The sequence below is a fragment of the Pseudomonas sp. Rh2 genome (assembly GCF_040762985.1).
Classification (GTDB): Bacteria; Pseudomonadota; Gammaproteobacteria; order Pseudomonadales; family Pseudomonadaceae; genus Aquipseudomonas; species Aquipseudomonas taiwanensis.
Genome location: NZ_CP142890.1, coordinates 737,285 through 749,670, shown reverse-complemented (window position 1 = coordinate 749,670; position 12,386 = coordinate 737,285). Strand labels below are relative to the sequence as shown.

The 12,386-nt window shown below is 63.4% G+C and carries 11 protein-coding genes; 8 read left to right on the top strand and 3 right to left on the bottom strand.

What is annotated here, in order from left to right:
- The first annotated feature begins 125 nt into the window (after positions 1–125).
- Positions 126–782, top strand: coding sequence for an HAD family hydrolase (locus VXM67_RS03405; protein WP_367237497.1), 657 nt, complete (start codon positions 126–128; stop codon positions 780–782).
- A gap of 67 nt (positions 783–849) precedes the next feature.
- Here the strand turns inward: VXM67_RS03405 and VXM67_RS03400 are convergent, their stop codons facing one another.
- A complete protein-coding gene (locus VXM67_RS03400; RefSeq protein WP_367237496.1) occupies positions 850–1,275 on the bottom strand; it encodes a DUF2269 family protein in 426 nt (141 codons plus the stop codon).
- Positions 1,276–1,313: 38 nt separating this feature from the next.
- Entirely contained in the window at positions 1,314–2,828 is a 1,515-nt protein-coding gene (gene ilvA, locus VXM67_RS03395; RefSeq protein WP_023378156.1) for a threonine ammonia-lyase, biosynthetic, read from the bottom strand.
- Positions 2,829–2,960: 132 nt separating this feature from the next.
- On the opposite strand from ilvA, the gene rpiA reads away from it, so the two are divergent.
- From rpiA to VXM67_RS03360, 7 genes are all read left to right on the top strand, one after another.
- Positions 2,961–3,635: a ribose-5-phosphate isomerase RpiA gene (gene rpiA / locus VXM67_RS03390; RefSeq protein WP_023378155.1), complete on the top strand. Its 675-nt coding sequence runs from the start codon at positions 2,961–2,963 to the stop codon at positions 3,633–3,635.
- Positions 3,636–3,887: 252 nt separating this feature from the next.
- The gene (locus VXM67_RS03385) at positions 3,888–5,129 is read left to right on the top strand and encodes an SfnB family sulfur acquisition oxidoreductase (protein ID WP_023378154.1); all 1,242 of its coding nucleotides are present in this window, start codon (positions 3,888–3,890) and stop codon (positions 5,127–5,129) included.
- 88 nt (positions 5,130–5,217) lie between these two features.
- Entirely contained in the window at positions 5,218–6,399 is a 1,182-nt protein-coding gene (locus VXM67_RS03380; protein ID WP_315696389.1) for an SfnB family sulfur acquisition oxidoreductase, read from the top strand.
- A complete protein-coding gene (locus VXM67_RS03375) occupies positions 6,399–7,787 on the top strand; it encodes an LLM class flavin-dependent oxidoreductase (RefSeq protein WP_023378152.1) in 1,389 nt (462 codons plus the stop codon). Before VXM67_RS03380 ends, VXM67_RS03375 begins: the two co-directional genes overlap by 1 nt.
- The gene (locus VXM67_RS03370) at positions 7,780–8,580 is read left to right on the top strand and encodes a MetQ/NlpA family ABC transporter substrate-binding protein (protein ID WP_023378151.1); all 801 of its coding nucleotides are present in this window, start codon (positions 7,780–7,782) and stop codon (positions 8,578–8,580) included. The genes VXM67_RS03375 and VXM67_RS03370 overlap by 8 nt, the downstream gene beginning before the upstream one ends.
- A 1-nt stretch (position 8,581) precedes the next feature.
- Positions 8,582–9,691: a methionine ABC transporter ATP-binding protein gene (locus VXM67_RS03365; RefSeq protein ID WP_104883066.1), complete on the top strand. Its 1,110-nt coding sequence runs from the start codon at positions 8,582–8,584 to the stop codon at positions 9,689–9,691.
- On the top strand, positions 9,681–10,325 hold the full coding sequence (locus VXM67_RS03360; RefSeq protein WP_023378149.1) for a methionine ABC transporter permease: 645 nt from the start codon (positions 9,681–9,683) through the stop codon (positions 10,323–10,325). The genes VXM67_RS03365 and VXM67_RS03360 overlap by 11 nt, the downstream gene beginning before the upstream one ends.
- 51 nt (positions 10,326–10,376) lie before the next feature.
- On the opposite strand, the gene dibA is transcribed toward VXM67_RS03360, so the two are convergent.
- A complete protein-coding gene (dibA, locus tag VXM67_RS03355; RefSeq protein WP_041925579.1) occupies positions 10,377–12,272 on the bottom strand; it encodes a phosphodiesterase DibA in 1,896 nt (631 codons plus the stop codon).
- Positions 12,273–12,386: the final 114 nt, after the last annotated feature.

Below are 12,386 nucleotides of genomic sequence, written 5' to 3'. Positions count from 1 at the left end.
AACGCATGTCACCGCATTGTTCCACAAAGCTCACGAGCGCAGCAACGCGCCCACCAAGCTTATGTGCAGCGAGGTGAAAACTCCGTATTCTGCGGGCTTCCTTGTGGCAGACCTGAGTGACCGCGATGCGCCTGGCTTTATTCGACCTGGACAATACCCTCCTCGGTGGCGACAGCGACCATGCATGGGGCGACTACCTGTGCGAACGGCGCATCCTTGACCCGGTCGCCTACAAACAACGCAATGACGGTTTCTACCAGGACTACCTGGCCGGCACCCTGGACCTGCAGGCGTACCTGGCCTTTTCCATGGAAATCCTCGCTGCCACGGCGCCTGCCCAGCTCGACGAATGGCACCGCGACTTCATGCGCGACTGCATCGAGCCGATCATCCTGCCCAAGGCCGAGGCTCTGCTGCGCCAGCACCGCGAGGCCGGCGACCACCTGCTGATCATCACCGCCACCAACCGGTTCGTCACCGCACCCATCGCCCGCCGCCTGGGTGTACGCACCCTGCTGGCTACCGAATGCGAGATCATCGACGGCCGGTACACCGGGCGCAGTACCGATATACCGTGTTTCCGTGAAGGGAAGGTGAAGCGTCTGAAGCGCTGGATGCTGGAGAACGGCTATGACCTGCAGGGCAGCAGCTTCTACAGCGACTCGATGAACGACCTGCCCTTGCTGGAGCAGGTTGAGCGGCCGGTGGCCGTGGACCCGGATCCGAAACTGCGGGCGGAGGCGGAGCGGCGTGGGTGGCAGGTGTTGTCGCTCAGGGATTGAGACCGACAGGGCCGCTATGCGGCCCCTTCGCGACACAAAGCCGCTCCCCCAGCGCAGCGAAGCTGCCTTATATCGGCTTGGCCCCCATCAGCCCGGCGATGGACAGCAAGCACACCCCACTGAATACCGCCAGCGCCAGGGTGAACTTCAAACCCACCACCTCGGCCTTGCGCAGGCGATTCAGACGCACCAGCAACCACCACACGGCAAACGCGCCGAAGGTGTAGATGACGCTGGACGCCAGCAGCCAGGTCTGCCCCAGCGGCCAGCCGACCAGGTGTACCAGCCACCACCCGCTGAACGGCATGCTCACCAAGCACACCCCCATCAGCAGCCAGACGAACACCAACGGTCGGCGCAACAGCTTGCCATACGCCTGGGTATCGCCTCGCCGGCGCGCCACAATGGTCCAGACCGCCAGCCCCAGCGCACCCAGCAACAACAGGGCGGTGGCGACGATGTGCAGGGTCTTGAGCGTTGTCAGGTGTTCCATGTCTTCACGTCCTTGAGCGATAGGTCTAGCTTAGCCGCTCAACCCAGGAACAGCCGGTATGCTGGGTTGTCGGTCTCGTCCCAGTACGGATAACCGATCTTGGCCAAGGCCGCCGGCACCAAATGGCGCTCATCTTCCGGTACCTGCAAACCGGCTACCACGCGTCCATCGGCAGCACCATGGTTACGGTAATGGAACATCGAAATGTTCCAGCGCCCGCCCAGCTTGTTGAGGAAGTTGAACAGCGCACCGGGCCGCTCAGGGAACTCGAAACGCAGCACGATCTCATCGCTGGCGCCTGCCGAATGGCCGCCGACCATATGGCGAATGTGCAGCTTGGCCAGTTCGTTGTCGGTCAGGTCGGTTACCGGGAAACCTTGATCGCTCAAATGCTGCACCAAGGCCGCCCGAGGGTCGTTCTCCGGATGGGTTTGTACGCCCACGAAGATGTGCGCCTCATCGGAAGTGTGGCGACGGTAGTTGAATTCGGTGATCTGGCGTTTGCCAATGGCCTCGCAGAAGGCCTTGAAGCTGCCTGGCCGCTCGGGAATGGTCACGGCGATGATCGCTTCGCGCTTTTCACCCAACTCGGCACGCTCGGCCACGTGGCGCAGACGATCGAAGTTGACGTTAGCGCCCGAATCGATGGCCACCAGGGTCTGGCCGCTCACGCCCTTGAGCTCGACGTACTTCTTGATGCCCGCAACGCCCAATGCGCCAGCAGGTTCGGTGATCGAGCGGGTATCGTCGTAGATATCCTTGATTGCTGCACAGATTTCATCCGTACTGACGGTCACCACCTCGTCCACGTAGTGACGGCAGATGTCGAAGGTATGCTGACCGATCTGGGCTACCGCGACGCCATCGGCGAACAGCCCCACCTGGGGCAGCACCACGCGCTCGCCTGCCGCCATCGCTGCCTGCAGACAGTTGGAGTCGTCCGGCTCGACACCGATCACCTTGATCTCGGGGCGCAGGTACTTCACGTAGGCCGCGATACCGGCGATCAGACCGCCGCCGCCCACAGGCACGAAGATCGCGTCCAGCTGGCCGGGGTGCTGGCGCAGGATTTCCATGGCCACGGTGCCTTGGCCGGCGATGGTGTGCGGGTCATCGTAAGGGTGGATGTAGACGAAGCCCTTCTCGTCCACGAGCTTGAGCGAATAAGCCAGCGCCTCGGGGAACGAATCGCCGTGAAGCACCACCTTGCCGCCCCGCGAACGCACGCCCTCGACCTTGATCTCCGGGGTGGTCTTGGGCATCACGATGGTGGCCTTGATGCCCAGCTCGCGGGCCGCCAGGGCTACACCCTGCGCGTGGTTGCCGGCGGAGGCGGTGACAACGCCACGGGCCAGTTCTTCTGCGCTCAACTGCGCCAGCTTGTTGTACGCCCCGCGGATCTTGAAGGAGAACACCGGCTGCAGGTCTTCACGTTTGAGCAGCACCTGGTTGTTCAGGCGCTTGCTCAGCTGCCCGGCGCTCTGCAGCGGGGTTTCGACCGCAACGTCGTAGACGCGCGAGGTGAGGATCTTCTTGACGTACTGTTCGAGCATCGGGAAAGCATCACTGGCCGCGGGACAAGGGCTGGGAGTCTACCCCAGCGCTACGTCGGGCGACCACAGCAAAGCCGCCCGAGCCGTTATACTAGGCAACTTTGAAACCGCCCTGCCCCTTTCGGAGCCCGCATGACCCAGGACCAACTCAAACAGGCCGTCGCCCAGGCCGCTGTCGACTTCATTCTGCCCAAGCTGGATGAAAAGAGCGTCGTCGGCGTCGGAACCGGTTCGACCGCCAACTTCTTCATTGATGCCCTGGCCCAGCACAAGACCGCCTTCGATGGCGCGGTCGCCAGCTCCGAGGCCACCGCCCAGCGTCTGAAGGGCCATGGTATTCCGGTGTACGAGCTCAACAGCGTCAGCGAACTGGAGTTCTACGTCGACGGCGCCGACGAAAGCGATGCGCACCTGAACCTGATCAAGGGCGGCGGTGCGGCCCTGACCCGCGAGAAGATCGTCGCCGCCGTGGCCAAGACCTTCATCTGCATCGCCGACGCCAGCAAGCTGGTGCCGGTGCTGGGTGCCTTCCCGCTGCCAGTCGAAGTCATCCCAATGGCCCGCAGCCATGTCGCGCGCCAGCTGGTGAAGCTGGGCGGCGACCCGGTGTACCGCGAGGGCGTGGTGACCGACAATGGCAACGTGATCCTGGATGTGCACAACCTGCAGATCACCAACCCGGTAGAGCTGGAGCGCCAGATCAACGCGATCGTCGGCGTCGTCACCAACGGCCTGTTCGCGGCCCGTCCCGCCGACTTGCTGCTGCTGGGCACTGCAGAAGGCGTGAAAAGCCTGAAAGCCGAGTAACAGCTGGGCGGCGCAGGCTCTACGTTCAGGGCCTGCGCCGTCTTCACCCCGCCTTCTATGCATATTCCAAAGAGTTAGTTCATAAACCTCTGATAAGCCATTAGGGTATATATACCGGACCACCGGACCAACAAATGTTTGTCGCGTTCAGCTGAAGCGACGTTTCTATTTTGTGAGGTAAGGAATGGTCAGGGTCACAATCACCCCAGTGCGCAACGCCAGGGCATTGAGTGCAGCCAAGGAGCGGCACTGATGTCCAGCCAGCCAAATACCCAATTTCACAGCGACCTCGACAGCTCGCCACTGCTGCTGCCGGCCAAGGTGCTGCGTACCGACGCCGAAGCTCTGCAAGCCGCCCGTGAACTGGCTGCGATCGCTCGCGAGCAGGCCTCGCGCCGCGATCAGCAACGCAAGCTGCCGTGGGCCGAGATCGAACAGTTCACCCGCAGCGGCCTGGGTAGCATCAGTGTGCCCAAGGCCTATGGCGGCCCGGACGTTTCCTTCGAAACCATCGCCGAGGTATTCCGCCTGATCAGCGCCGCCGACCCGGCTCTGGGGCAGATCCCACAGAACCAGTTCGGCATGCTGCAATTGCTGCGTCTGACCGCCAGCGAAGCCCAGCAGGCGGTGATCTTCCGCAGCGTGCTCGACGGTTGGCGTATCGGTAATGCCGGGCCTGAACGCGGCACCAAGGATACCCTGACCCTCAAGGCCAGGATCACCCGCACAGGTGACGGCTACCGCGTCAGCGGCGAGAAGTTCTATTCCACAGGTGCCCTGTTCGCCCATTGGGTTGCCGTCAAGGCACTGGACGACGAAGGCCGACAGCGCCTGGCATTCGTACGCCGGGGCAGCCCTGGGCTGCGCATCGTCGACGACTGGTCGGGCTTCGGACAGCGCACCACCGCCAGCGGCACCGTGCTGCTCGACGAGGTGCCGGTGGAGGCCGACCTGGTCATCGACAACTGGCGCCAGCGTGACATCCCCAACATTCAAGGGGCTGCGTCGCAACTGATCCAGGCCGCCATCGACGCAGGCATCGCCGAAGCGGCGATCGAAGATGCAATCGCCTTCGTGCGCGATAAATCCCGGCCATGGATCGAAGCCAAGGTCGAGCGCGCCAGCGACGACCCTTATGTGATCGCCGACATCGGCCGCCTGAAACTCGAGCTGCACGCCGCCGAAGCCCTGCTACGCAAGGCGGCCAGAGTGCTTGACGAGGTCAACGCCGGACCGATCGACGCCCAAGCGGCAGCCCGTGCCTCTATCGCCGTGGCCGAGGCCAAGGTACTGACCACCGAGATTTCGCTGCAGGCCAGCGAGAAACTGTTCGAACTGGCCGGCAGCCGCGCCACCCTCGCCGAGTTCAACCTCGACCGCCACTGGCGCAATGCCCGGGTGCACACGCTGCATGACCCGGTGCGCTGGAAGTACCACGCGGTGGGCGCGTACCACCTTAACGGCACCCTGCCTGCACGGCATTCCTGGATCTGATTCGCCCCCCATCGCCGAACCGCCGGTGCCCTGTAGGCGCTGGCTTGTCGCCGATGGCGTGGCACGCGGCTCCACCCCGGAGAACAAAATGACGACATCGATCATCACCAGCGATGCCCAGGCATTGTCCGTCGCTGAAGAAATTGCCCAGAAACTGCGCCAGGACAGCCCCCTGCGCGACCGCGAACGCCGCCTGCCCCACGCCGAGCTCGATCTGTTCAGCCGCTCTGGCCTGTGGGCCATCAGCGTGCCCAAAGCCTTCGGCGGCGCGGGCGTATCCAACGTCACGCTGGCCAAGGTCATCGCCCGAATCGCCCAGGCCGACGCCTCCCTTGGGCAGATCCCGCAAAACCACTTCTACGCCCTGGAAGTGCTGCGCGTGAATGGCAGCACTGAGCAGCAAAGACGCCTTTACGGTGAAGTTCTCAAAGGTCAGCGCTTTGGCAATGCCTTGGCCGAACTGGGTACCAAGAACGCCCACGACCGCACCACTCGCCTCACCCGCGATGGCGAAGGTTTCCGTATCGATGGCCGCAAGTTCTACGCCACTGGTGCGCTTTATGCCCAGCGCATCCCCACCTCGGTCGTCGATGAGCACGGTACTCAGCACCTGGCCTTCGTCCCTGCCAATAGCCGAGGGCTGCAGGTGATCGACGACTGGAGTGGCTTCGGCCAGCGCACCACCGGCAGCGGCTCGGTGGTGTTCGACAACGTGTTCGTGCGCGCCGACGACGTGGTGCCGTTCGACAGCGCCTTCGAGCGGCCGACACCCGTCGGCCCGCTGGCCCAGATTCTTCATGCCGCCATCGACACCGGTATCGCCCGCGCCGCTTATGAAGATGCCCTGCACTTCGTGCGCACCCGCAGCCGGCCCTGGGTCGACTCCGGCCTCGACAAAGCCACTGACGATCCGCTGACCCTGAAAAGCTTCGGTCACCTGGCGATCCGCCTGCACGCCACCGAAGCCCTGCTGGAGCGCGCAGGGGAATACCTCGACCGCGCCCGCGACGACAGCAACGCCGACACCGTCGCCGCTGCGTCGATCGCCGTGGCCGAGGCACGGGCGATCAGCACCGAAATCTCCCTCGCCGCCGGCACCACGCTGTTCGAATTGGCCGGCAGCCAGGCCACCCTCGCCGAACATAACCTCGACCGCCACTGGCGCAATGCCCGGGTTCATACCTTGCATGACCCGGTGCGCTGGAAGTACCACGCCATCGGCAACTACTACCTGAACGACACGAACCCGCCGCGCCGGGGGACCATCTGATGGCCAAGCAGATTCTGCTCAATGCCTTCAACATGAACTGCGTCGGGCATATCAACCACGGGCTGTGGACCCACCCCCGGGATACTTCGACACGCTACAAGACCCTGGAATACTGGACCGACCTGGCGAAGCTGCTCGAACGCGGGCTATTCGACGGATTGTTCATCGCCGACATCGTCGGCACTTACGACATCTACGGCAGTTCGCTGGACCTGACGCTCAAGGAATCCATCCAGCTACCGGTCAACGACCCACTGCTGCTGGTCTCGGCCATGGCCGCGGTGACCCGCCACCTGGGCTTCGGCCTGACCGCCAACCTTACCTACGAGGCGCCGTACCTGTTCGCACGACGCCTCTCGACCCTCGACCACCTGAGCAATGGCCGGGTCGGCTGGAACATCGTCACTGGCTACCTCGACAGCGCCGCCCGCGCCATGGGCCTTGCGCAGCAGCCTGAGCACGACCGCCGGTACGACCAGGCCGATGAATACCTACAGGTGCTGTACAAGCTACTGGAAGGCAGTTGGGACGACGATGCCGTGGTGCAAGACCGCGAACAGCGTATCTACGCCCGGCCAGACAAAGTGCGTAAAGTTCGGCACCAAGGCGAGTTCTACCAGGTCGAAGGATATCACCTGTGCGAGCCTTCGCCGCAGCGCACCCCGGTGCTGTTCCAGGCCGGTAGCTCGCCTCGCGGCCTGGCCTTTGCCGGCAATCATGCCGAATGCGTGTTCATCAGCGGGCAGGACAAGGCCGGCACCCGCGCCCAGGTCGACAAGGTGCGCGCAGCGGCCCAGGTAGCCGGCCGCGCCCCCCAGTCCATCAAGGTGTTCATGGGCATCACCGTGATCGTCGCGCCCACCGAAGACCAGGCGCAGGCCAAGCATGCCGAATACCTGCGCTACGCCAGCCCCGAAGCGGGTGTAGCGCACTTCGCGGCCTCCACCGGGATCGACTTCGCCGCCTATGCGCTGGACCAGCCCATCGGTTTCAGCAAAGGCAATGCCATCCAGTCGGCCACCCGCCAGTTGCAGGAGAACGCCTGGACCCGCCGCCGCCTGTTGCAGCAGCACGCTCTGGGCGGACGCTACGTGACCCTGGTCGGCACTGCCGAACAGGTCGCAGAGCAGCTCATCGCCTGGATCGACGAGACCGGTCTGGATGGTTTCAACCTGACCCGTACCGTCACCCCGGAAAGTTTCGAAGACTTCATCGACCTGGTGGTCCCGCAACTGCAACAACGAGGCCGCTACAAGACTGCCTACGCCGAGGGCACCCTGCGCGAGAAGCTGTTCGACAGCGCTCACCCCTTTTTGCCCGACGGCCACCCTGGCTCGAATTACCGCTCAACCGCCCCTGCCCCGACTGGAGTCCTGCACCATGCTTGAGAAACTGTTCCGGCCCGTCGCGGCCATCGCCCTGACCCTTGGCCTGTCCAGCTCGCTGCTCGCCGCCGAGCCTCTGAAGATCGGCACCACCGCAGCCTTCGCGATTCCGTTGGAGGCCGCCGTGGAAGAGGCGCACAAGCAAGGCCTGGAAGTGAAGCTGATCGAGTTCAGCGACTGGATCGCACCCAACGTCAGCCTCAACAGCGGCGACATCGACGTCAATTACTTCCAGCACATCCCTTTCCTGGAGAACGCCAAGGCCGCCGCTGGATTTGACCTGGTGCCGTACGCACCGGGAATCATCAACAACGTCGGGCTGTACTCGAAAAAATACAAAAGCTTCGCCGAACTGCCCGAAGGCGCCAGCGTGGCCATTGCCAATGACCCGATCAACAGCGGACGCGGGTTGCAACTGCTGGCCAAGGCTGGCTTGATCACCCTCAAGCCGGGCGTTGGCTACAAGGCCACCGAAGACGACATCGTCGCCAACCCGAAAAAGCTGAAAATCCTCCAGGTCGAGGCCGTCCAGTTGGTGCGTGCCTATGACGATGCCGACCTGGTCCAGGGCTACCCTGCCTACATCCGCCTGGCCAACAGTTTCGACGCCACTTCGGCACTGCTGTTCGATGGCCTGGAGAACAAGGAATACGTCATCCAGTTCGTCATTCGTCCGCAAACCAAGAACGACCCACGCCTGGCCAAGTTCGTCGACATCTACCAGCACTCGCCGACCGTGCGCGCGGCGCTGAACAAGGCGCACGGCAAGCTCTACCAGGCCGGCTGGGAAGGCTGACATGAGCCAGGCCCGCGCCTTCAAGGCGCCCATCACCGACACCTCGCCACCACCGTCACGCGAGCAGGCCCTGCGCCCGGACGTCAATGAAGCCCACGTGCGCTTCATTGGCCTGGGCAAGACCTACCCCGGCCAGGCGCAACCGGCCTTGCAGGGCATCGACCTGAACATCCGCCGCGGTGAGATCTTCGGCATCATCGGACGCAGTGGCGCAGGCAAGTCCTCACTGCTGCGTACCATCAATCGCCTGGAGCAACCCAGCCAGGGCCGGGTATTGATCGACCAGGTGGACATCGCCCCATTCGACGAGGATCGCCTGGTTGCGCTGCGTCGACGCATCGGCATGATCTTCCAGCACTTCAACCTGATGTCGGCCAAGACCGTGTGGCAGAACGTCGAACTGCCACTGAAGGTGGCCGGCGTGGCCAGGGCCGAGCGCCAGCGCAAAGTACGCGAGTTGCTGGAACTGGTGGGCCTTGGCGAGAAGCATCATGTCTACCCGGCGCAGCTGTCCGGGGGACAAAAGCAGCGGGTCGGCATCGCCCGGGCGCTGGTCCATGACCCCGAGATCCTGCTGTGCGACGAGGCCACCTCGGCGCTGGACCCGGAAACCACGGCCTCGATCCTCGAACTGCTGCGCGACATCAACCTGCGCCTGGGCCTGACGGTGGTGCTGATCACCCATGAGATGGCGGTGATCCGTGACATCTGCCATCGCGTGGTGGTGCTCGAACGCGGCGAAGTTGTCGAGCAGGGTGAAGTCTGGAAGGTGTTCGGCTCTCCCCGCCACGAAGTCACACGGACCTTGCTGGCGCCATTGCAGGCCAAGCTTCCCGCAGCGCTGCAGGCCAGTCTCAGGTCGGCCCCGGCCGGACGTAACAGTGCAGTGGTCCTCAAGCTGACCGTCATCGGCGAGCCCGCGCTTTCCGACCTGTTCAATGACCTGGGTGGTCGTGTGCGGTTACTCCAGGGCGGTGTGGAAACCATCGGCGAGCAGGCCTTGGGGCAACTGATCCTGTCGGTGCAGGGTTCGCCGCACGACACTCACCACTTGCTGGAGCGTGCCTGCCTCTGGGCAGAAGACGTGGAGGTGCTGGGCCATGTGGTTTGATCGCTTGCTGGAAGGTTTGCTCGACACGTTGCTGATGGTCGGTGTGTCTTCATTGATCGCGCTGCTGGTAGGGGTGCCCCTGGCGGTGCTGCTGGTCACCAGCGACAAGGGCGGAATCTTCGAGGCGCCGCTGCTGAACCGGGTGACAGGAGCGTTCGTGAACCTGTTCCGCTCGATCCCGTTCCTGATTCTGATGGTCGCACTGATCCCCTTCACCCGCCTGGTGGTCGGCACAACCTATGGCGTGTGGGCAGCCGTGGTGCCACTGACCATCGCTGCTACACCATTCTTCGCCCGTATTGCCGAAGTCAGCCTGCGCGAGGTTGACCATGGCCTGGTGGAAGCAGCCCAGGCCATGGGTTGCCGCCGCTGGCACATCGTCTGGCATGTGCTGCTGCCCGAGGCGTTACCCGGGATCGTCGGCGGATTTACCATTACCCTGGTCACCTTGATCAACTCCTCGGCCATGGCCGGGGCGATCGGCGCTGGCGGGCTGGGGGATATCGCCTATCGGTTCGGGTACCAGCGCTTCGACAGCCAGATCATGCTGACCGTCATCGCCTTGCTGGTAGCGTTGGTGGCATTGATCCAGCTGGGTGGAGATCGGCTGGCGAAAGGGTTGAACAAGCGGTGAGTCTCGCTGGCAAGCCGGCTCCCATAGGGCGCTGGCTTGCCAGCAAAGGGATCAACCCCAGTGCAGATCCCGCGCGGGCACTGGGCGTCCGAACCAGTACCCCTGCCCCAGCTGACACTGCTGTTCGAGCAGGAACCGCGCCTGCTCGGGCTGCTCGATGCCCTCGGCATGCACTTGCATGCCCATGCTGCGGGCCAGGGCGATGATCACCCGGACAATGGCGATGTCATCGTCATCGAGCGGCAGGCCGGCGACGAAGCCTTGGTCGATCTTCAGCTTCTGTACCGGCAGGCGCTTGAGCCGCAGCAGCGATGAGTAACCCGTGCCGAAGTCGTCGATGGCCAGGTTCAGACCGAGCTCACGCAAGCGGTGCAGTTGCTCCAAGGCGACCTCCGGGTCCTCCATCACCGCGCTTTCGGTCACCTCCAGCTCCAGCAAAGCCGGGTTCAGCCCGGTTTCGTGCAGCACCTCGGCCACCTGCCGATACAGGTCGTTCTGGCTGAACAGGCGGCTGGAAATGTTCACCGCGACGAACGCCAACTGCCGCCCTTCGACCTGCCACTGCACCATCTGCCGGCAGGCCTGGTGCAACACCCAGGCATCGATTTCGGCGATCAGCCCCGTGCGCTCGGCAATCGGGATGAACTCGCCTGGCGGTACCAGGCCACGCTGAGGGTGCTGCCAGCGGACCAGTGCCTCGACCCCGACCATTTTCGATGTGAACAGGTCATGCACTGGCTGGAAAAAGACCCGCAGCTCTTGCTCTTCAAGGGCCCGCCGCAACTCGCCGGCGGTTTCCACCCGATGCTGGGCGTGAGCGGTCAACTCTTCGGTATAGAACGCATAGCAGGCCCTGCCGTTGCTCTTGGCCTTGAACAGCGCGGAGTCGGCATTGCGCAACAGCTGCTCTGCGCTCAGCGCATCGTTGGGGAACAGGCTGATACCGACGCTGGCGCTGATGAACAGGCGATGGCCGTCGAAGGTGAACGGTTCGCGCATCCGTTCGATGATGCGCTGAGCCAACTTGCCGGCCTGGCCGACCTGCTGACAGTTTTCGTACAACACGCCGAACTCGTCGCCACCCAGGCGCGCCAGGGTCACGCCATTGCCCAACACTTCGACCAGGCGCTCGCCGACCAGCTTGAGCAACTGATCGCCAATGGTGTGGCCCAGGCCGTCGTTGATGCTCTGGAAGTGGTCCAGGTCCAGCAGCAGCAACGCACAACCGCGCTTGTTGGCCTGGGCGGCACCCAGGGTCTGGGCGGCACGGTCGTTGAACAGCAAACGATTAGGCAGACCGGTGAGCGGATCATGGTGAGCCACGTAGGCAAGCTCCTGCTCGGAATGCTTGATCGCACTGATATCGCTGAACACGGCAACATAATGAGTCAGGTCACCACCATCGTCGCGAATAGCGCAGATCGTCTGCCATTGCGGGTAGATCTCGCCACTTTTTCGCCGGTTCCAGATTTCTCCGCTCCACTCGCCCTTCTGTGCCAAAGTGGCGTATATCTGCTGGTAGAACGGCGCGCCGTGGCGTCCGGACTTGAACTTGCTGGGCCGCTGGCCGAGCACTTCGTCCTGCTGATAGCCGGTAATGCGCATGAACGCACGATTGACGTGCACGATCAGGCCCTGACGATCGGTGACCAACACACCTTCGAGGGTGCTGTCGAACACCGCGGCCGCCATGCGCAAGCGCTCACGGTCCTCGCTGCGCAGGCGGGCGCCCATCCCGATGAAATTGAGCAGGCGGGCGCGGGAGACGAAAATCAGCGCAGCGCTGACCAGCACCCAGAGCACGACGTTGATCTGCCGCCCCACGGTCAACGCCAGCGGGTCTTCAGACATACTGTGCAACACCACCTCGGACATCACCAGCCAGAGGATCGAGAGCACCACGTAGAGCGCAGCCATGCGCAAGGCGTCGCGAACAGAAACAGACATGTCGGGTGCAAAGCCCATGAAAAAGGATGGGGCATTATAAAGGCTGAAACATGTCGTGACTTCCTATCTGAAAGGGTGACTGGTTTTATTTCCCTACCAAGGGATAATCAGGCC

Bases quoted from the DNA above. Each gene is read 5' to 3' on its own strand.
- VXM67_RS03405 (WP_367237497.1), top strand. From the start codon at position 126: ATGCGCCTGGCTTTATTCGACCTGGACAATACCCTCCTCGGTGGCGAC.
- VXM67_RS03400 (WP_367237496.1), bottom strand. From the start codon at position 1,275: ATGGAACACCTGACAACGCTCAAGACCCTGCACATCGTCGCCACCGCC.
- ilvA (WP_023378156.1), bottom strand. From the start codon at position 2,828: ATGCTCGAACAGTACGTCAAGAAGATCCTCACCTCGCGCGTCTACGAC.
- rpiA (WP_023378155.1), top strand. From the start codon at position 2,961: ATGACCCAGGACCAACTCAAACAGGCCGTCGCCCAGGCCGCTGTCGAC.
- VXM67_RS03385 (WP_023378154.1), top strand. From the start codon at position 3,888: ATGTCCAGCCAGCCAAATACCCAATTTCACAGCGACCTCGACAGCTCG.
- VXM67_RS03380 (WP_315696389.1), top strand. From the start codon at position 5,218: ATGACGACATCGATCATCACCAGCGATGCCCAGGCATTGTCCGTCGCT.
- VXM67_RS03375 (WP_023378152.1), top strand. From the start codon at position 6,399: ATGGCCAAGCAGATTCTGCTCAATGCCTTCAACATGAACTGCGTCGGG.
- VXM67_RS03370 (WP_023378151.1), top strand. From the start codon at position 7,780: ATGCTTGAGAAACTGTTCCGGCCCGTCGCGGCCATCGCCCTGACCCTT.
- VXM67_RS03365 (WP_104883066.1), top strand. From the start codon at position 8,582: ATGAGCCAGGCCCGCGCCTTCAAGGCGCCCATCACCGACACCTCGCCA.
- VXM67_RS03360 (WP_023378149.1), top strand. From the start codon at position 9,681: ATGTGGTTTGATCGCTTGCTGGAAGGTTTGCTCGACACGTTGCTGATG.
- dibA (WP_041925579.1), bottom strand. From the start codon at position 12,272: ATGTCTGTTTCTGTTCGCGACGCCTTGCGCATGGCTGCGCTCTACGTG.